Origin of the sequence: Cytobacillus firmus (genome assembly GCF_023715565.1) — a bacterium.
GTDB classification, from domain to species: domain Bacteria; phylum Bacillota; class Bacilli; order Bacillales; family Cytobacillaceae; genus Cytobacillus; species Cytobacillus firmus_C.
Genome location: NZ_JAMBOJ010000003.1, coordinates 13,625 through 33,526, shown reverse-complemented (window position 1 = coordinate 33,526; position 19,902 = coordinate 13,625). Strand labels below are relative to the sequence as shown.

Here is a 19,902-nt window from a genome sequence, read left to right as displayed (position 1 = left end):
GCATTATAATTGTAAAGGCACGCAAAAGAGTTACTTTCAGGTGCAAACATAGAGAATCATATTATTCTTATTGACATGATTAATCATTATATGATAGTATTTTCATGTTATGTTTGTAGCGCACCCGTGCTACAACCGCACAGAACAGGTACATAAGCCCGCATATCGTGTCGGCGCCTGGGATGGCGAGTCTTAGTCTAAGAGGAGGTGCAGTTCATGTACGCGATTATCGAAACTGGCGGAAAGCAATTACGTGTAGAAGAAGGTCAAGCTATCTACATCGAAAAGCTTAACGCTGAAGCAGGCGAAACAGTTACTTTTGGAAAGGTTCTTTTCGTTGGCGGAGACAGCGTAAAAGTAGGAAGCCCTGTAGTTGAAGGTGCTACTGTTACAGCTAAAGTTGAAAAACAAGGCCGTCAAAAGAAAATCACTGTATTCAAATACAAAGCGAAGAAAAACTATCGTAAGAAGCAAGGTCATCGTCAGCCTTACACTAAAGTTGTGATTGAAAAAATCAACGCTTAATCAGGCGATTTAAGATGATTGAAGTAACGATTACTCGTAAAGATTCCGGAAATATTCATTCGTTTGAAATAAGCGGTCATGCATTCTTTGCAAACAGAGGCAAGGATATTGTCTGTGCAGGCGTATCTGCCGTTTCCATCGGGGCCATTAATGCTGTCCATGCCCTAACCGGCGTGACACCAGAGATCAGCCATGGAGAAGGTTTTCTCCGCTGTGTTCTTCCTGATCTTCAGGAAGACATGAATGAGAAAGTGCAGCTTCTGATTGAAGGCATGGTGGTTTCATTGCAGACGATTGAAGAAGACTACGGAAAGTATATACAAATTACCTTCAAAAAGCAGGAGGTGGAATAAATGCTATTAAAATTAGATCTTCAGTTGTTCGCTTCTAAAAAGGGAGTAGGTTCTACAAAGAACGGCCGTGATTCAATCTCTAAGCGTCTGGGCGCTAAGCGTGCGGACGGACAATTCGTTACTGGCGGCTCAATCCTGTACCGTCAGCGCGGTACAAAGATCTACCCAGGTGTAAACGTGGGTAAAGGCGGCGATGACACACTATTCGCGAAAGTTGACGGTGTTGTTAAATTCGAGCGTCTTGGACGTGACCGCAAGCAAGTGAGCGTATATCCTGCAGCTCAAGAGGCGTAAGCCTTTTCGAGAAAACCCTAGCCCACAAGGTTAGGGTTTTCTTTTTTTGGCAAAAAATCCGCTGGTGCACTTCAAATATTATCCGATGAATTTATAGCAGGCTGAAGACTGCAGTTCTTCATCGCATAAGCAATATTTTCTTATTTATCATAAATTTGCTTACTGTACCTATGTTTTTTGATATACTTACAGCAAGCACAGTCTTCTGACAGCCTAATAACCATACAGGAGTGCATATATGGAAAAAGACTGGAATATGATTGAAGTGCTGCGTCATGCACGGCATGACTGGCTGAATAAAATACAATTAATTAAAGGCAACCTTTCCCTTAATAAGACAGACAGGGCTAAGGAAATCATAGATGAAATTGTGGTGGAAGCACAGCAGGAGGCAAGACTTTCGAATATGAATCTTCCTGGTTTTGCTTCGCTTTTATTAACTTATAATTGGGAGAACCACTACCTTCAGCTTGAATATGAGGTGCTCGATGATCCCATTGCCGGACGGTTGGATGACTCTGTCCTTTCTGAGTGGACAGGCTCTTTTTTGGCCATTTTGGACTCATCAGTAAAGCCCTACCATGATAATCATTTATCTGTATCCATCAGGCATGAAAAAGAAGGGGCTCGTTTCTTTTTTGATTTTAGCGGAATACTAACAGATATGGATCAATTGGAGAAGTTCTTTAAAAAGAAGAACACTGACATAACGGCTGCTGTTCAGGAATTAGCTGAAGAGGAGCTTACACTGGAATTATTTGTGCCATTCATTGCGAATGGCAGAGAGTGATTTCTGTCAAAAATAGCAATACTAAGTGTGAAACTCTGCAGGCTGGGCACTTCTTAAGTATAAGAAGCGGATCCGGTCAGTGCCGGTAATCTGGCTGAATGCCAGACGATCGGGACATACTGCAGACGGGAGGAATTTATATATGTTTGTCGATCAAGTCAAAGTTTATGTTAAAGGCGGGGACGGGGGCAACGGAATGGTCGCTTTCCGCCGTGAAAAATATGTGCCGAACGGAGGCCCGGCCGGCGGAGATGGCGGCAAGGGTGCCAATGTTATTTTTGAAGTGAATGAAGGATTGCGCACGTTAATGGATTTCCGTTATCAGCGCCACTTTAAAGCTCCCCGCGGTGAGCATGGCATGTCCAAGAACCAGCATGGAAGAAACTCAAAGGACATGATTGTTAAAGTACCACCGGGAACAGTTGTAACAGATGCCGAGTCAGGGGAAGTAATTGCAGATTTGACTGAGCACGGTCAAAGAGCCGTTATAGCAAAAGGGGGCCGTGGAGGCAGAGGAAACACCCGATTTGCAACTCCTGCTAATCCTGCTCCAGAATTGTCCGAACACGGCGAACCGGGCCAGGAAAGAGATGTTGTGCTGGAGCTTAAGCTTTTAGCTGATGTTGGTTTAGTTGGTTTCCCGAGCGTGGGAAAATCGACGTTGCTGTCAGTTGTATCATCAGCAAGACCGAAGATTGCAGAATATCACTTTACGACAATTGCTCCCAATCTGGGAATGGTTGAGACTGAAGATGGACGAAGCTTTGTAATGGCAGACTTGCCTGGATTAATTGAAGGCGCCCATTCGGGAGTAGGACTTGGCCATCAGTTTTTGCGGCATATTGAAAGAACAAGGGTTATTGTTCATGTTATCGATATGGCTGCTGTTGAGGGCAGAGATCCTTATGAAGACTATCTAACGATCAATAAAGAATTAAAAGAATATAATCTGCGTCTCACAGAAAGGCCGCAAATTATTGTGGCTAATAAAATGGATATGCCTGATGCAGAGGAAAATCTAAAAAAATTCAAGGAACAGCTTGATGAAGATTATCCGATTTTCCCGATATCCGCAATAACGAGACAAGGATTAAGGGATTTATTATTTACCGTTGCAGATAAGGTTGAAGAAACCCCTGAATTCCCGCTGTCACATGAAGAAGAGGAAGATACAGGTGTCCACCGCGTTCTTTACAAGCATGAATCTGAGCAGACTGAATTTGTCATCACGAGAGACCCTGCAGGAGTATTCGTGGTATCAGGCGATGCTATTGAGAAGCTCTTTAAAATGACAGACTTCTCAAGAGATGAATCTGTCCGCAGGTTTGCCAGACAGCTGCGCGGGATGGGTGTGGATGATGCTCTTCGTGAAAAAGGAGCAAAAGACGGTGATATCGTTAAGCTGCTTGATTATGAATTCGAGTTTATTGACTAACCTTCTCGATTGACGGGGTGGAGAAATGAGAAAAGATAGATTCGATAAGAAATTTTATTTGGTTCGTGAAGATGTTTTGCCTGAAGCCATGAAGAAAACATTGGATGCGAAGGAAATGATCGAAAGGGGAAAAGCCGAATCGGTTTGGGATGCTGTCCAAAAAGTAGATTTGAGCAGAAGTGCTTTTTATAAATATAGAGACACTGTGTTCCCTTTCCATACTGTTGTCAAAGAACGGTTGATTACTTTATTCTTTCACCTGGAAGACAGGTCGGGGACTTTATCTCATTTGTTGGGCGTTGTGGCTTCGTCGGGGTGCAACGTCTTGACAATACATCAGACCATTCCCCTTCAGGGAAGGGCAAATGTTACGCTTTCCCTGAATGTAACTGAAATGGGCATCGAGATTGAGGAACTATTGGCAAGGCTTAGAAAATTGGAGTTTGTAGAAAAAGTAGAGGTGCTGGGAACGGGTGCATGAGAAAATGTGCTCTGTACCCTGCCCTTTTTTCATTTTTTATTTTGTAAACCACATACATGTGTTAAAGTAATGAAGTATAAGGGGAATTTTCTGTGATTTAAAATAAGTCTGAATAAAGAAGGGGGTAATTACCGTGAAGTTAGGATTTTTAGGACCTAGAGCCACTTTTACAGATATTGCAGCCAGGAGCTTGTTCCCTAATGAGACAGCCGTTGCCTACCCAACGATACCTGCCTGTTTTGATGCTTTAAATGAGAATGAAATAGAGTTGGCGGTAGTTCCTCTTGAGAACGCATTGGAAGGCTCTGTGAATATTACATTGGACTATTTAATCCATGAAGTGGAATTTCCGATTATCGGGGAACTGACAGCTCCGATTCGCCAGCATTTTATGGTTCATCCAGTTCATGTTAAGGAGTGGGATAAAACTGATGTGGTTTATAGTCATTCCCATGCTATTGCTCAGTGCCATAAATTTCTGCATAAAGAGCTGAAAGGTATCCCTTGTGAGAGTACTACATCTACAGCAGCGGCAGCTCAATTTGTAAAAGATAATCCAGGCATGCGCGCAGGCGCCATAGCTAATGAATTAGCTGCAGAAGTATATGGATTGGCGATCGTCAAAGAAGATATCCATGATTTTGATTATAACCATACAAAGTTCATTGTTTTAGCCAATAAAGAACTGTCAATCAGCGAAGACCGTAAGGAATTTGCAGGGCACAAGACGACTGTTATGGTGACGCTGCCTGCAGACAGGTCAGGTGCTCTTCATCAGGTACTTTCGGCATTTGCCTGGAGGAAGCTCAACTTGACTAAGATTGAATCAAGACCGATGAAAACAGGATTGGGAAATTATTTCTTTATCATTGACGTGGATATGAAAATGGATGACGTTTTGATCCCCGGGGCAGCTGCTGAACTGGAGGCATTGGGCTGCAGTGTTAAGGTTTTGGGCAGCTATCCGTATTTTCAGCTTCGGAATAAGAACAGCAGAGTTCTGCAGGAATAAATAAAAAGGATCCGGCAAATACATATCCGGGTCCTTTTTGTATTTAAAGCTATTCCAGGTTAATAAGAAATCCTGCTTCTTTTAATACTTTCTCAGCTTCATCGAGTTTCCGTTCGGAGGCTGCGGATAGAGTATGGAGGTGTATGCCGTCTGTTAATTCTGATAAGAAAGAAGCCTTTGTGGACGTGATTTTATCCATAAATTGCTTGACTTCCTGGCGGGTAGATACCATAATCGATGCAGTTAAGTCACCATAGACGGGATGTTCAATTCTTACATCTTTTACAGTAACTCCATGATCGACAAGCAGATTCAATTCCTCTTCAGTCCTAGCAGGGTCATGATGACAGGCAATGACCCGCTCTGCTGCTGATGCGGGAGAGGCCTGATGAAGATACATATACCCCTGACTTGTGGCGATGATTGGCTCTTTTCTTGCTTTTAGAAGGGTGATATCCCCAACAATTACCTGTCTGCTTACATTCGTTTTTGCTGCAAGGTCGCCTCCTGTAATGGGCTGTCCGCTTTCTTTCAGCAACTGAAGCAGAAAGGTCCTCCGCTCTTCTCCGAGCACCTTTTTTTGTTCATTCATATTTTCTCACCCTTATAATCCGATAATGTCTCATTCTAACATAAGGAACGGCAGAAGAAAAAATTAGAGGGGTACGAGTTCCCTGGCCATGATAGCAAGTTTTTCTCCCAATGCCTTTGCATCCTCAGCAGATGTATTCCATCCGAAAGAGATCCTGATAAATTCTTTGCCTTTTTTATCTGTAACTCCCAGTGCCTCCAGGGTTTTAGAGACAGTTTGCTGGCTAGTACTGCATGCACTTCCTGTAGATATGGCAAATCCAAGTCTATTGCATTCGAGCATGATGTATTGACCCTCCACCCCTTTTAGCCTAAGTCCCAACGTAGAGGGAAGCTGGTAAGAGCCTGTAAAATCATATATTACGAATTTCTCCTGTGCAGGTTCAAGTTCCTTCAGCAGAACTTCCCGCAGCATTTGGAAGTGGCCGTTATGCTTGCTTAAATTTACATAAGCTTTCTGGGCAGCCACTGTCATACCAACAATCCCTGGAAGATTTATGGTGCCAGGCCTGAATCCATTTTCATGTGACACTCCGGGTATAAAGGAGCTCCACCGCATGCCTGGTTTTAAGTAAACCCCTCCGACCCCTTTTGGCCCGTAAAATTTATGTGCAGAAAAGGACAGGCTATCAGTAAAGTGGGCGACTCCTTTTAAATCTGATTTTCCAAACGTATGGACACAATCACTATGGAGCAATATTTGTCTATCCCTGCAAATCCCGCTGATCTCAAGGAGAGGCTGCAATGTGCCGATTTCAGAATTGCCATGCTGTATGGTAATTAAGACGGTATCATCCCTGACGGCGGAACTTAATTTTTTCAGGTCTATACGGCCATCTGAGCCAAAAGGAATTTTTGTGATTTCATAGCCCTTCTCAAGACGCAATTTCTCTAAAACGCTATGAATGGATGAATGTTCAGCGAGTCCCGTTATGATATGTTTACCTGATTTTTCAGAAGCAGACAGCAGCGCAACTATTGCAAGAAAATTGCTTTCCGTACCTCCGCTGGTAAAATAGATTCCTTCACTCTTAACGCCTAAAATTCCCGCCAATTCCCGCCTGCAATTTTCAAGGAGCCCTTCTGCTGCGCTCCCGGTATCATGTAGGCTGCGGGAATTGCCAAAGTATTCAGTTGAGGCTTTTATATAGGCATTTGCCGCTTCTCGGTCGAGCGGGCATGTCGCTGCGTAATCGAAATATTTAATGTTCCCCACCTGCTTTCTCTTCTTAATAAAATCGTTCAAAAAGTCAGAAGTTCCTCTTAAACTATGAAAACCACTTGTCATAATTCTAAATCTGTGTAAATATAGGTGTCAAGACGCCTGTAAAAACAGGAGGTAAAAAACATGAATGCCGACGTTTTAATTATTGGAAGCGGGGTAGCCGCTCTGCAGTTGGCAAAGAAGCTGCACCAGGACTTAAATGTGATTATTCTCACAAAGTCGACTGTGAAAAATGGAAACTCATATATGGCACAGGGCGGCATTGCAGCTGCCATGGGAAAAAATGATCACCCATCGAAACACTACATGGATACACTCGAAGCAGGAAGGTTTCATAATGATTCTGAAGCAGTGCTGTCCCTGACCAATGAGGCGCCATCCCTTATAAAAGAGCTGAATCAGGAGGGATGTCTGTTTGATTTGGATTCTGAAGGATCCATTGCGTTAGGAAGAGAAGGGGCTCATTCAGAAAATAGAATTGTCCATGGAGGCGGAGACAGCACAGGGAAAACAGTCATTGATTTTATGCTGTTGAAGCAAAATCCCAACGTTCGAATCTTAGAAGATATCCTTGTTTTTCAATTGCTCATAAATGCAAAAGATGGCCGGTGTATAGGGTTAAAAGGAAAAGATTCTGCTGGTGTCATTTATCGATTCTTTTCCTCACATGTTGTGCTCGCTACGGGGGGATGCGGCCAGCTGTATGAATATACTTCCAATGCCGACACCGTAACTGGAGACGGGATTGCCTTAGCATACAGAGCCGGGGCAGAGATAGCTGATATGGAGTTCATACAATTTCACCCCACACTTCTCTATAAAAACGGCAAAGCACTGGGGCTGATCTCTGAAGCTGTAAGGGGAGAGGGCGGCCGTCTTATTACAGAAGACGGGAGCCTTGTAATGGAAGGTGTTCACCCACAGGGGGATTTAGCTCCTAGACATATAGTGTCACAGGCCATTTATCATTCGCTGGAGAAAGGAAAAACCGTGTTCCTGGATATCTCTTCAATCGAAAACTTTAAATCCCGATTTCCGACCATAACAAAAATATGCGAAGAAAACGGCGTAGATTTAGGTTCGGGTAAAATTCCGGTTTCTCCCGGAAGCCATTTTTTAATGGGAGGAATAAAGACTGATTTATTGGGTCGCACCAGCATTCCTGGCCTGTATGCGATTGGTGAAGCTGCCTGCACAGGCATACATGGCGCTAATCGGCTTGCAAGTAATTCCCTGCTGGAAGGGCTGTATTGCGGCAAGCGGCTTGCGGTTTGGCTTAATGAACAGCCTTATAGTGATCCTGTTGAAGAACAGCAAATTCATAACCGTGAACTTAGGTGGTCAGATAAAGAAAATTTACCTTCAATTGAAGAAGTTAAAATGAACATGATGAAAAATGCCGGGATTATCAAAACAAAGGAAGGGCTTATCGCTCAGATGGCCTGGCTAAGAATGGATAAAAGCAGATCTTGAACATTTATCAATAGAGGAAATAACACGGGCTTTTATGCTGATTGCAGCCTATCTGATCACAGACTCTGCATTAAGGCGAACAGAGAGCCGGGGTGGCCATTTCCGGCAGGATTATCCTTTCGAAAGCCCGGAATGGCTTGGAAAAAGGATTATTCACTGCCGAAAAGCTGAAAGGAATGATGAAAATGAACAAATTAAAGCTGCGATTGCAACTTGAACAATATTTTCTTGAGGACATTGGTGACCGCGACCTGACTAGTGAACTTATTTTTGGAGAGGGTCAGACAGGAAAAGTCGTTTTTCTGGCAAAAGACAATGGGATTTTTTGCGGTGAAGAAATAGTCAGGTCAGGATTTAAGGTCTTGAACCCGGCGGCTAAAGTCAATATAAAAGTAAATGATGGAGAGTGGATCGAGAAAGGTCAAATCCTTGCTGAAGTCCGAGGGCCAGTATCGGATTTATTAAAAGGAGAAAGAGTTATTTTGAATCTGCTCCAAAGAATGAGCGGAATAGCAACAAAAACAAGCGAGGCTGTCCGGGTTCTGGACAGTTCACATACAAAAATCTGTGATACAAGAAAAACTACTCCAGGCCTGAGAATGTTTGAAAAATATGCAGTCAGGTCCGGAGGGGGATTTAATCATCGATATGGCCTCTATGATGCAGTCATGATTAAAGACAACCATATTTCTTTTGCCGGCTCAATTGCGAAAGCTGTGGAAGAAGTGCGTTCAAAAATTGGGCATATGGTAAAAGTCGAAGTCGAAACGGAAACAAAAGAGCAAGTACTGGAAGCAGTTGAAGCAGGTGCTGATGTAATCATGTTTGACAACAGGAGTCCGGGAGAGATAAAAGAGTGGATCAGTATCGTACCTAATGGGATAGTGACTGAAGCCTCCGGAGGAATAACCCTCGATAACCTGCAGGCTTACAGCGATACAGGGGTTGATTTCATTTCTCTCGGCTTTCTTACCCATTCTGTGAAATCGCTTGATATAAGTGTGAAGGTTATTGTGGAATAAATTGTTGACAAAGGGGTATGGAGAAAATGAATATTTTTCAAATAGCAGAAAAACAAGCAAGTATTCTTCCGGAAAAATATCGGTTGATGAGTGTAAAGGAACTGGAGGACCGGGCAAGAGAGATAAAAAATAGATTTGGGAATAGGCTTTTCATTCCGGGTCATCATTATCAGAAGGATGAGGTCATCCAATTTGCGGACGCTACAGGTGATTCACTCAAGCTTGCCCAGCTTTCACAGGAGAATACAGAGGCAGAATATATTGTATTTTGTGGAGTCCACTTTATGGCTGAAACAGCAGATATATTAACATCTCCACGTCAAAAGGTAATTTTGCCTGATATGCGAGCAGGCTGTTCCATGGCTGATATGGCTGATATCAGCCAAACAGAAAGAGCCTGGACGAAGCTGCAGAATATGTTTGGCGACACTATGCTTCCTCTAACATATGTAAACTCTACTGCGGCCATAAAGGCTTTTGTTGGCCGTCACGGGGGAGCGACAGTTACTTCTTCGAATGCTGAAAAAATGGTGAGCTGGGCCTTTGAGCAGAAGCCGAGAATTCTTTTTCTGCCTGATCAGCATCTTGGAAGAAATACTGCTTATAACCTGGGAATAGCTCTTAGAGAAATGGCTGTATGGAACCCTATTACAGATCAGCTGGAATATGAAGGGGATCTGGAGGACATAAAAGTGATTCTTTGGAAAGGCCATTGTTCTGTTCATGAAAACTTTACTATTCAAAATGTCCAAGAAGTCCGCGAACAATATCCAGATATGAAAATCATAGTTCATCCCGAATGCAGGAGAGAAGTGGTGGAGCTTTCCGATATGGCAGGGTCAACCAATTTTATAATCGATGCAATTGAACACTCAGAGCCTGGATCTTCTTGGGCAATCGGTACAGAGATGAATTTAGTAAAAAGGATTATTGCACTGCATCAGGATAAGAAAATTATCTCACTTAACCCTCATATGTGTCCTTGCCTGACCATGAATCGAATTGATTTGCCGCATCTGGTTTGGTCTCTTGAAGCAATCGGGGAGGGTGAAAGCCAAAATCTGGTTCAGGTTGAAGAGCCTACGGCGGCGTATGCTAAACTGGCACTTGACAGAATGCTTGAACGTCCATAAATGTAGTGCAAAGTCTGCAGGCCACTAAAATTGAATACTGACGGCAGCTATTTCAAAATAAAAGGCTGTTTTCGCAAAGTTTGTTGCTATTTATAATATATTTACTGAGTTGATTGGAGCGGAAGGTGCGAGATCCTCGAAAATGCATTCGCATTTTCTTCGTGCGGTGTTTACTCAAGGTAGCCTATTCAACGTCCTACGGGAGTAGTGGGACAAGTGAGACCCCACAGACGCGCAGCGTCGAGGATGCTCACCGCCCGCCCCGTGGTTCGCTGAGCATCCTCTCGCTGCAATCAACGGACAACATTAATAAGCGAAAAACAACAATTTATACGAAAAGAGCCAAATAAAAAAATTCTCCACTGCAGGAGGATTTTTTTATTGCCTTACTGCTCATTGTCTTTGACGGGTATCTGCATGATGCGATGAATCATAATTCCCGGAAAAAAAGCATATCTTTTTGTGTAGATTGTTAGCAATTTGCCCAATCCTTCATACACTATATGGACTCATCGAGATTAACGGGCACTAATCTGCACCTTTCACATAAATGGATGAAATGCCCGGAAATGCTGATTAGGGCACAGACTGAGAAAGCCGCGCGTGCGGCAAATTCTGTGTGACTCACATCATGTGGACCTAAGGCCAGCCATCAAAGATGGAAGCATCACCTTAAGCATAGGAGGGAATTCAGAGTGAAAATCCATATCGTACAGAAAGGGGATACTCTTTGGAAGATTGCCAAAAAGTACGGCGTGAATTTTGAAGAGCTGAAAAAGATGAATACACAGCTCAGCAACCCTGATATGATTATGCCCGGTATGAAAATAAAAGTTCCTGCAAGTGGAGGCTCTATAAAAAAAGAAGCTCCTATTGGAGGAAAACCGGAAGCAAAAATAAATTTGGGTGCCAAAAAGGAAATGCCAAAAGCAGAACAGCCTATTACCAAAGAGAAGCCTATTACCATGCCGAAAGCTGAAGCACCAAAAAAGGAAATGCCAAAAGTAACGGCACCGAAGGAAGTTCCAAAAAAACCTTATAAGCCCAAAATGCCAACACCTATTATGCCGGAAATTGATATAAATAATTATTACATGATGAATATTCAGCAGCCGGCACCGCAGCAAAAGCCGCTGCCTGCAAAAGAGGTTAAACCGCAGCAGCAAAAGCCGCTGCCTGCGAAAGAGGTTAAACCGCAGCAGCAGAAACCGCTGCCTGCAAAAGAGGTTAAAGCAAAGGAAAAACCAGTGAAGCCTGCAGAAACTAAACCACAGCAAAAACCATTGCCAATTTCAGAATCTAAGCCGCAACCCCAGCTCCCGCCTAAACCAGTTAATATCCTTCCGGAGGTGAAGCCTTCTTCAAATCAAGAAAGCCCTGAATCGCCGGAAAGCGAATTATCTAATAATACACATCAAGGAGGTCAATATCAGCCGATGTTTCCTTATAATCCATGTTACCCGCAAATGCCATTCCCACAGGTGCAGGGAGCGATGATGCCGCAAATGCCGCACCAGATGCCACAGGTGCAGGGAGCAATGATGCCGCAGATGCCGCACCAGATGCCGCAGGTACAGGGAGCAATGATGCCGCAGATGCCGCACCAGATGCCGCAGGTACAGGGAGCAATGATGCCGCAGATGCCTCATCAGATGCCACAGGGTGTAATGGGTGCAGAAGATATGGGAATGCAAATGCCGCACCAGATGCCACAAGTGCAGGGAGCAATGATGCCGCAGATGCCGCATATGGGTATGATGGCCGGAGTAGAAAGTCCGGATTATGATGAATCTTCTCCGTTTATGCCAATGGCTCAAATGCCAACGGGTGTGATGGGCGCAGAAGATATGGGAATGCAGATGCCGCATCAAATGCCGCAGGTACAAGGGGCAATGATGCCACAGATGCCGCACCAAATGCCACAAGTGCAGGGAGCGATGATGCCACAGATGCCGCACCAAATGCCACAAGTGCAGGGAGCGATGATGCCACAGATGCCGCACCAAATGCCACAAGTGCAGGGAGCAATGATGCCGCAGATGCCGCACCAAATGCCACAAGTGCAGGGAGCAATGATGCCACAGATGCCGCACCAAATGCCACAAGTGCAGGGAGCGATGATGCCGCAGATGCCGCACCAAATGCCGCAGGTACAGGGAGCGATGATGCCACAGATGCCGCACCAAATGCCGCAGGTACAAGGAGCAATGATGCCGCACCAGATGCCACAGGTGCAGGGAATGGAAGAATCCCCAGGCATGTCTCAAAAGCCATTGATGCCAAACTCGGTAATGGGTGCTTCGGATGATTGCGGCTGCGGAGGACCTCAATTTTCCCCTGGAGGCTACGGACCAGGACCAGGATTTGGTCCAGGGCAGGGGTATGGTCTGCGATTCGACTATGGTCCGGGACCAGGTTTCGCTCAGAGTTTTGGCCCAATGGGCGGAGAGGCTTTTGGAATGCCAAGAAACATAGACGAAAGCAGTGAATACGACGGTTAATAATGCAGGAGACGATTTAGTTCAAAATCGTCTCCTCTCCTATTTGCAGGATCAGCTGCCATTTAAAATTGAGGAATTAAGGCCAATTCGAAAGAAGGTTTATTTGCTTAGGACACAGGAAAGGTCCTTTATACTAAAAGGGTTTTCATCCTATCACCGTTTAAAGCTCCAGGAAGCATTCACCTCTTCATTAATGAAGGAAGGATTTTCAAAAACATATATCTTTTACGAAGTTGCCAAAGAACCGCCTTTGTTTTTTGACAGGACCTATTATGGCTGCTTGGAGTATTTACCGCCTTCAAAAGAAATTTTTACTTATTACCTGAAGACAGATCGTTTAGAAGGGCTTGAGCTGCTGAAAAAATTCCATGTTACTACAGAAAAGCTGGTCAGCCGCTATCAAACGGTTGTGCCGGCTTATAGGCAGGCGGACAAGTGGAGAGAAAGAGCAACCCTTTTTCTTAATAATCTCCCTGTAGTAAGATATTTTGTCCAAAAAGAAATAATTAATGAGCTATTAGCATGGGCAGATTGGTCCTTAAAAGGCATGGAAGACGAAGCCTGGCTTTTTAAGCCTGGGAAGCAGGTAATTCTGCACGGTGATGTAGCACATCATAATTTTCTCAGAGTTAAAGATCAATCTTTATATTTGCTCGATTTTGACTTAATAGCAATAGGGGCTCCCTATTCCGATTATCTGCAGTATGCAAATCGCATCCTTCCTTATATGAATTGGTCCTTTGAAGATTTGAGAAAATATCCTATCTTAAAATCCAATCTTGAAGAAAAGGGCTTTCTTCATGCTTTGGCATTTCCCACTGACATTTTCAGGGAATGGAATCGTGTAATAAGGGACAAAACGTACCTTGATTCCGTGAAAATTCGTCCTGTACTGGACTTAACTGTAGGGCAATTTGCTGAAAGACAGCGTTTTATTAAAGATCTTAGATATGCTGCTGATGACAAAAACAAATAATGCTCATTAAAAAATTGGACGTAAATGGACAGAATGAAAGCCTCTCTTCGCTCACAAGCTAAATAAGAGCAGAAATGCTCAGAGCTTGTAATATTAGCGAGGGGGGTTTTTCGCTTGCAAAAGAAACTGCTTGCATTGCCGATGGCTGCTATTTTATCAATGGGATTAACAGGATGCGGAACGAACGAAGATGCAGGTGTTGAACGGAGCAACGAAATTGGCCAGCCAGTGGGATATTACTCGAATGAGAAACACGGAAGCCGCGGCGGCAATGCCCGGGTGGAAGATGGAACCGATAATGATGGACCTCTGACAGAAATGATGGATCATACGCTTGGAGGCGAAGGGGAAAACACCCGCCATAACGAGTTGGACAATAATGCCAGAAGAGTCCGGAATGAAAATACCGGAAACCCTACTATTCCTATTGCAGATAGAGATCGCAGTTTTTTCATGAAAGATAATCGTTTTAGCCATAGCGATGCAAATTATCATGGGCATCTCGATGATAATACGCGACAAGCTAAAAATTCCTATTATCAGGCTTATGAAGGTGAGCTTGCTGAAAAAATCGGCGACGTTGCAGCATCTGTTCCAAATGTTGAAGATGTCAGGTCCGTTACCTATGGTAGCAATGTTTTGATTGCAGTAGACCTCACTGATTACGATAAGGAAGAAGAAACTAAAGAAGCGATTCATAAAGCTGTCGAGCCATATCTGCGGGGAAGATCTGCAAAGGTGGTAACAGACGAAGGAACCTTCAGCCGTTTAAGAAACATTGATAATAATCTTCGTGATGGCGGTCCAAGAGAGCAAATTGACTGGGATTTAAAAAACTTATTCCGCAGGGAAAAATAACGTATCAGAATTAGGGGTAAAAGCAACTGAGCTTTGCCCCTTTTTACATATAAAATTATTTCAGGATAAACATGAAAATTTTGGCCACACTAATCATAAAGATCTGGGAAAAACAGGCTCAGGCAGATAGTGAAGAAGTTACTATTTAATCGAGGTGATCGATCATGAGAACCATATGGGGCTTGCTGGCAGTAGGAGCTGCTTCCTTTTATCTCTTTTTCCAGATGGACGCATTCAATTTTTTATTTAACGGAACTTCTTTATATGCTAAGGCAGCAGAGGAACAAATTGAAAGTCCGCTTAAGTTAGAGGTCATTTTGGAAAGGGAATATCTGGATGGGGAAGTGAGCCAGGAAACGATAGAGGAAACCATATGGACCCTTGAAGATTTCTGGGCTAAGTATGATCAATGGCAGCTTGTTGATATGGATATAGATTATATAGTATTCCGAAGAGAAGTGGATGATATATCACCTCTACTAAAAGCAAATGGGTACTTCGGTATAACAGAGGATGGGACCCTTACTATTTTCAATGGGAAGCCGGAAAAAACTAATATTATTCATTCATTCTTTCAAATTGATTTAGGAAAATTAGAAGGCACAAAATGTGAAGAATTAAAAAAAGGCATACCTATTATTTCGAAAGATCGATATGTGGAAGTCCTGGAAACCTTTAAAAGCTATACTGCCGGTGAAAAGCAGGCGAATTGAAATAGCAGTGAAACATGCAAGGGAACATACTTCTCTTGCATGTTTCTGTTGTCAACAAAGGAATATGTTTTGTTTGTAATGTTACTTAGTTTCTGTTAGCATATAATTAAGTAACATTAGATGCAGGAGGGAATCTAGTGGAATATGTTGATCCTATCAAGGACATCAAAAGCATAAATAAAATCAAAGAGATTTTAAAGAGGCAATCGCAGCGGGATCTGTTGCTGTTTGTATTAGGTATAAATACAGGCATTAGAGTCAGTGATCTGCTTTCTTTAAAAATCAGTGATGTTTCAGATGGGAAAGAAATAAAGGAATTTATTTATATTGATGATTTAACCATTGATGCTGTATCTAAAAATAACAATCAACAGAAAGCGTATTTTTTAAATAACAGTGTGAAAAAAGAATTAAGAAAATATTTTTCCCAGCATGATTTTACTGAGTGCGATTTTCTTTTTAAATCCAAAAAGAATAATCAGCCAATAACCCGCCAGCAGGCTTACCGGATCATAAACAGTGCTGCAAAGGAAGCGGGAATAGAGGGGAAAATCGGTACACACACACTCCGTAAAACCTTTGGTTACCATGCTTACAGAAAAGGGATTGCCATATCAATCATTATGTCCATATATAATCACCATTCATCAGCAGAAACATTGCGTTATTTAGGAATTGAGAGAGGTCAAAAGCAATTAATCAAGGTGGATGTTAATCTGTAGTCTGATTTGAAAGCAAAAAAAAAACCCCTCCGCATTTCAGCAGAGGAGGAAGTAATTATTATTCATCATCATTCAAGGAATCATCTAAATCAACATTAGTTAAGTCAGATATAATGTCTTCAGTTACGATAACTTGAAGTGTCTCCTGGTCTTTCATAAATTTAAAAACCCCATTATTAAAGTCAGTACCCTGATCTTTAAAGAAGATTCCTTCATACTCAGTATCCTTCGTATGTTTGAAAGTCACACGATAGTTGCTTCCATCCTTAACGAGGTATGCACGGACGCCTTTTTCAAATTGCCCCTCCTGATCTTTCAAGTAGCGGGACACAGAAATAATATGAAGATCCACAAATGGAACTTCACGGAGAAGTGTATTGATGATGGACCCCTTTGCAATTTGTTCCCAGCGGCTTTGAGCTGTTTGGCCAAGAATAATTTGTGTAATGCCTTTTTCTCTTGCCACTTCGGTGATTACTTTGGATACTGGCCGCTTATCATTATCCTTCAGAATGAAGGCATCAGCACTAAAGTGATCGGCTAATTGTTTCCACCTTGTAATGTAATGTGATTTCTCCGCATCCATTTCATCAAATGGTTTTGGATCAATAGTCAAAATATATAAAGGACAATCAAGCATGCTTGCTATTTGGCATCCGCGGCGAATTAACTTTTCACCATTTGGGCCGTAATAAACGCAGACAAGAATGCTTTCGTCCATTCGTCCATTTAGTTTCTTCACTGTAAACTCACCTCGAATAGATGTGGTAAATAGAATTGTTCTTAATTTAAACTATGTATGACTATAGCTTATGCAACCTGAACAGTCAATGTCATTCAAGAAATTTAATCAAGTTTTGCGGTAATGGTTTTATGATTAAGGGAGCATACTCTAAAAGACCAATTAAAACACCCTGAAATTTTAGAGCAGTAAAGTGACCTGGAAAACTTAAAAAGGGAGGGGACATATTTGTCTTGGCTTCACATAATGATTTTAATTCCATTTTTATTTGCAATAATTGTTCCGTTTATTTATAGAGTGTTTGCACCCCGCATACATACCGGCTGGTTTGTGCTTAGTGTGCCTTCAGTCATTTTTCTGTATTTACTAATGTATATTCCAATTATTTCAACTGGTGAAACGATTCTTATTTCGGTACCCTGGATACCAAGTTATGGAATAAATTATACAACATATATTGATGGATTAAGCTTAGTTTTTGGCTTGGTTATTACAGGAATCGGCGCATTGGTGGTGCTGTATTCCATTTATTACATGTCAAAGCTGAAAGAATCGCTGCATAATTTTTATGTTTATTTACTGTTATTTATGGGAGCCATGCTTGGCTTGGTTTTCTCTGATAACATTCTTGTTTTATATGTTTTTTGGGAATTGACAAGCATTTCATCTTTCTTATTGATTGCTTATTGGTATCAAAGGGAAAGGTCGCGGTATGGGGCACAAAAATCAATGAATATAACGATTTTTGGCGGACTGGCCATGCTTGCCGGATTTATCATGCTGTCAATGATGACAGAAACATACAGCATTCGTGAAATGATCAATCAGACTGACTCTATATATGAGCATTCCTTATTTTTGCCTGCAATGATTCTTCTTCTTCTTGGGGCGTTCACAAAATCAGCACAATTCCCATTCAGCATTTGGCTTCCGGATGCAATGGAAGCTCCAACGCCAATTAGTGCTTATCTGCACTCAGCAACAATGGTTAAGGCGGGAATATACTTAGTGGCGCGTATGACGCCAATTTTTGGAGGTACCCCGGAGTGGTTTTGGCTTGTAACCAGTGCCGGACTTATAACATTGCTGTATGGTTCTCTTACCGCGGTAAAACAAACAGACTTAAAGGCTTTATTAGCCTACTCAACCATCAGCCAGCTCGGGCTGATCATGAGTCTGCTTGGCATGGGATCGGCGTCCCTGTATTACGGTACAGGTGATGAAGCGTCAATGTATGCAGCAGCCGTGCTTGCTGCAATCTTTCATTTAATCAATCACTCTACGTTTAAGGGAAGTTTGTTCATGGTTGTGGGAATAATTGACCATGAAACCGGAACAAGGGATATTAGAAGGCTGGGCGGTTTGATGCACCTGATGCCTATTTCTTTTACACTGGCTATAATTGGCGGGTTTTCAATGGCAGGCCTTCCTCCATTTAATGGATTTCTAAGTAAAGAAATGTTCTTTACCGCTGTATTGAATGCGTCTGATATGTCTATATTCAGCATGGAATCCTTAGGTGTTATTATCCCTGTTATCGCTTGGGCAGCAAGTGTGTTTACTTTTATCTATTGTATGATCCTGATCTTTAAGACCTTTACCGGGAAATATAAGCCGAAAAAACTGGAAAAGGCAGCCCACGAAGCACCAGTTGGAATGTTAGTGCCTCCAGTTATTTTATCTTCCCTGGTTATTATTATTTTCTTTTTTCCTAATGTGCTTTCTCAATACATTCTTAAGCCCGCAATGGGCGCCGTTTTGCCTGCCTATTCTCAGCCAGGGGAAATTGAGATCAAGATCAGTGCCTGGCATGGCTGGAATACAGAATTATTTATGACTTTAGGGGTCGTCGGAGCAGGGACCTTTCTATATCTATATCTAAAAAAGTGGATTGGCATTTATTCAATCTATCCGTATAGCATGACCTTCAATAACTTCTATAATCAAGGGCTCGGAAAAATAGAAGATATGTCCCTTACTTTAACAAAGAGTTATATGACAGGCTTTATACGTGACTATTTTGTTTATGTCTTCACTTTTCTGATTATTATTATTGGCGGTTCTATGTTGTTCCTGGATGGAGCAGCCTTTGATGCCGGTAATAATGCACCAGTCAGCATATATGAAGGTGTGCTGATCATTAGTATGATAACAGCAGCCTTAACCGTTCTATTTTCCAAATCAAGGCTGACCGCTATAGTAGCAGTAGGAGCTCTTGGATACCTTGTTTCACTTTTCTTTGTCATTTTCCGCGCACCGGATTTAGCTTTAACGCAGCTGGTGGTTGAGACAGTAACAACTGCCCTTTTCCTTTTATGTTTTTACCATCTGCCCGAAATACGGAGGGAAGCAGTCAGAGTGAAATTCAGAATGACTAATTTAGTGATTTCTCTTGGCGTTGGGGCTATAGTGGCGATTCTTGCACTATCAGCTAATGGAACGAGGTTATTCGAGCCTATCGCCTATTATTATGAAAATTCATATGAACTTGCAGGGGCAAGAAACATCGTTAATGCAATCCTTGTAGACTTCCGGGGAATAGATACAATGCTTGAAATATTTGTTCTTGGCATAGCTTCCTTAGGGGTGTACACACTTGTAAAACTGAGAATATCGGGGAGGGATAGAAGTGAAAGAACCAAATGATATCATTTTGCATGCTGTTATAAAGGTTGCAGTAGTTATCATTTTTACCTTTTCGATTAACCTATTCTTCTCAGGACACCATAACCCTGGCGGAGGATTCATCGGAGGTTTAGGGTTTTCAGCTGCTCTGACGCTTCTGTTTCTGGCTTTTGATATTGAAACAGTCCGCCAAAACATTCCCGTTGATTTTAAAGTGCTCACAGCAATTGGCGTATTAATTGCTGTATTTACAGGAGTAGGGGGCATTGTTTTTGGGGCGCCTTTTCTAACACAGGCATTTAATTATTTCGACATTCCGGTTTTCGGGAAAACTGAATTGGCTACCGCAGTGCTCTTCGATATTGGGGTTGCGATGGCAGTTATTGGGACATCGATGTCCATAATTCTGAGTATAGGTGATGATCACTAAG

Annotated in this window: 21 protein-coding genes and 1 other annotated feature; of the genes, 18 read left to right on the top strand and 3 right to left on the bottom strand. The window is 42.5% G+C overall.

Annotated elements, in window-relative coordinates:
* Nucleotides 1–123: 123 nt before the first annotated feature.
* Nucleotides 124–203, top strand: a sequence feature (ribosomal protein L21 leader region).
* Nucleotides 204–216: 13 nt separating this feature from the next.
* From rplU to pheA, 7 genes are all read left to right on the top strand, one after another.
* Entirely contained in the window at nucleotides 217–525 is a 309-nt protein-coding gene (gene rplU, locus M3205_RS01700) for a 50S ribosomal protein L21 (protein ID WP_095245084.1), read from the top strand.
* A gap of 14 nt (nucleotides 526–539) precedes the next feature.
* A complete protein-coding gene (locus M3205_RS01695) occupies nucleotides 540–878 on the top strand; it encodes a ribosomal-processing cysteine protease Prp (RefSeq protein ID WP_251168338.1) in 339 nt (112 codons plus the stop codon).
* A complete protein-coding gene (gene rpmA / locus M3205_RS01690; protein ID WP_009333115.1) occupies nucleotides 879–1,172 on the top strand; it encodes a 50S ribosomal protein L27 in 294 nt (97 codons plus the stop codon). It begins immediately after the preceding gene.
* Between the two features lie 238 nt (nucleotides 1,173–1,410).
* Nucleotides 1,411–1,962: a sporulation initiation phosphotransferase B gene (locus M3205_RS01685; RefSeq protein WP_251168337.1), complete on the top strand. Its 552-nt coding sequence runs from the start codon at nucleotides 1,411–1,413 to the stop codon at nucleotides 1,960–1,962.
* Between the two features lie 142 nt (nucleotides 1,963–2,104).
* The gene (gene obgE, locus M3205_RS01680) at nucleotides 2,105–3,397 is read left to right on the top strand and encodes a GTPase ObgE (RefSeq protein WP_251168336.1); all 1,293 of its coding nucleotides are present in this window, start codon (nucleotides 2,105–2,107) and stop codon (nucleotides 3,395–3,397) included.
* Nucleotides 3,398–3,422: 25 nt separating this feature from the next.
* Complete coding sequence (locus M3205_RS01675; RefSeq protein WP_053434259.1) at nucleotides 3,423–3,878, top strand: ACT domain-containing protein; 456 nt, start codon at nucleotides 3,423–3,425, stop codon at nucleotides 3,876–3,878.
* 133 nt (nucleotides 3,879–4,011) lie between these two features.
* A complete protein-coding gene (gene pheA / locus M3205_RS01670; RefSeq protein ID WP_251168335.1) occupies nucleotides 4,012–4,890 on the top strand; it encodes a prephenate dehydratase in 879 nt (292 codons plus the stop codon).
* A gap of 49 nt (nucleotides 4,891–4,939) precedes the next feature.
* Here the strand turns inward: pheA and M3205_RS01665 are convergent, their stop codons facing one another.
* A complete protein-coding gene (locus M3205_RS01665) occupies nucleotides 4,940–5,482 on the bottom strand; it encodes a transcription repressor NadR (protein WP_251168334.1) in 543 nt (180 codons plus the stop codon).
* Between the two features lie 63 nt (nucleotides 5,483–5,545).
* On the bottom strand, nucleotides 5,546–6,769 hold the full coding sequence (locus tag M3205_RS01660) for an IscS subfamily cysteine desulfurase (RefSeq protein WP_251168333.1): 1,224 nt from the start codon (nucleotides 6,767–6,769) through the stop codon (nucleotides 5,546–5,548).
* A 60-nt stretch (nucleotides 6,770–6,829) separates the two neighbouring features.
* On the opposite strand from M3205_RS01660, the gene nadB reads away from it, so the two are divergent.
* The 9 genes from nadB (at nucleotide 6,830) to M3205_RS01620 (ending at nucleotide 16,104) form a co-directional block, all read left to right on the top strand.
* A complete protein-coding gene (nadB, locus tag M3205_RS01655; protein ID WP_311315687.1) occupies nucleotides 6,830–8,179 on the top strand; it encodes an L-aspartate oxidase in 1,350 nt (449 codons plus the stop codon).
* 34 nt (nucleotides 8,180–8,213) lie between these two features.
* Nucleotides 8,214–8,396 carry a hypothetical protein gene (locus M3205_RS25790; RefSeq protein ID WP_311315686.1) on the top strand — a complete coding sequence of 61 codons (183 nt, stop codon included), beginning with the start codon at nucleotides 8,214–8,216 and terminating at the stop codon, nucleotides 8,394–8,396.
* Nucleotides 8,365–9,201 (top strand): carboxylating nicotinate-nucleotide diphosphorylase, encoded by an 837-nt coding sequence (nadC, locus tag M3205_RS01650; protein ID WP_251168421.1) that lies wholly within the window; start codon nucleotides 8,365–8,367, stop codon nucleotides 9,199–9,201. The genes M3205_RS25790 and nadC overlap by 32 nt, the downstream gene beginning before the upstream one ends.
* Before the next feature lie 26 nt (nucleotides 9,202–9,227).
* Complete coding sequence (gene nadA / locus M3205_RS01645; protein ID WP_251168332.1) at nucleotides 9,228–10,334, top strand: quinolinate synthase NadA; 1,107 nt, start codon at nucleotides 9,228–9,230, stop codon at nucleotides 10,332–10,334.
* A 695-nt stretch (nucleotides 10,335–11,029) separates the two neighbouring features.
* Nucleotides 11,030–12,835, top strand: a complete 1,806-nt coding sequence (safA, locus tag M3205_RS01640) for a SafA/ExsA family spore coat assembly protein (protein ID WP_251168331.1) — start codon at nucleotides 11,030–11,032, stop codon at nucleotides 12,833–12,835.
* Entirely contained in the window at nucleotides 12,819–13,811 is a 993-nt protein-coding gene (locus M3205_RS01635) for a phosphotransferase (RefSeq protein ID WP_251168330.1), read from the top strand. Before safA ends, M3205_RS01635 begins: the two co-directional genes overlap by 17 nt.
* A 114-nt stretch (nucleotides 13,812–13,925) precedes the next feature.
* The gene (locus tag M3205_RS01630; RefSeq protein WP_251168329.1) at nucleotides 13,926–14,669 is read left to right on the top strand and encodes a YhcN/YlaJ family sporulation lipoprotein; all 744 of its coding nucleotides are present in this window, start codon (nucleotides 13,926–13,928) and stop codon (nucleotides 14,667–14,669) included.
* Nucleotides 14,670–14,833: 164 nt separating this feature from the next.
* Nucleotides 14,834–15,382, top strand: coding sequence for an intercompartmental signaling factor BofC (locus tag M3205_RS01625; RefSeq protein ID WP_251168328.1), 549 nt, complete (start codon nucleotides 14,834–14,836; stop codon nucleotides 15,380–15,382).
* Nucleotides 15,383–15,519: 137 nt separating this feature from the next.
* On the top strand, nucleotides 15,520–16,104 hold the full coding sequence (locus tag M3205_RS01620) for a tyrosine-type recombinase/integrase (protein ID WP_251168327.1): 585 nt from the start codon (nucleotides 15,520–15,522) through the stop codon (nucleotides 16,102–16,104).
* Nucleotides 16,105–16,162: 58 nt separating this feature from the next.
* Here M3205_RS01620 and M3205_RS01615 read toward each other — a convergent pair whose 3' ends face one another.
* A complete protein-coding gene (locus tag M3205_RS01615; RefSeq protein ID WP_251168326.1) occupies nucleotides 16,163–16,846 on the bottom strand; it encodes a universal stress protein in 684 nt (227 codons plus the stop codon).
* Nucleotides 16,847–17,074: 228 nt separating this feature from the next.
* Here M3205_RS01615 and M3205_RS01610 point away from each other — a divergent pair, with 228 nt between their 5' ends.
* Together M3205_RS01610 and M3205_RS01605 are read left to right on the top strand one after the other, a co-directional pair.
* Nucleotides 17,075–19,492: a Na+/H+ antiporter subunit A gene (locus M3205_RS01610; RefSeq protein ID WP_251168325.1), complete on the top strand. Its 2,418-nt coding sequence runs from the start codon at nucleotides 17,075–17,077 to the stop codon at nucleotides 19,490–19,492.
* The gene (locus M3205_RS01605; protein WP_251168324.1) at nucleotides 19,476–19,901 is read left to right on the top strand and encodes a Na(+)/H(+) antiporter subunit B; all 426 of its coding nucleotides are present in this window, start codon (nucleotides 19,476–19,478) and stop codon (nucleotides 19,899–19,901) included. The genes M3205_RS01610 and M3205_RS01605 overlap by 17 nt, the downstream gene beginning before the upstream one ends.
* Nucleotide 19,902 lies beyond the last annotated feature (1 nt).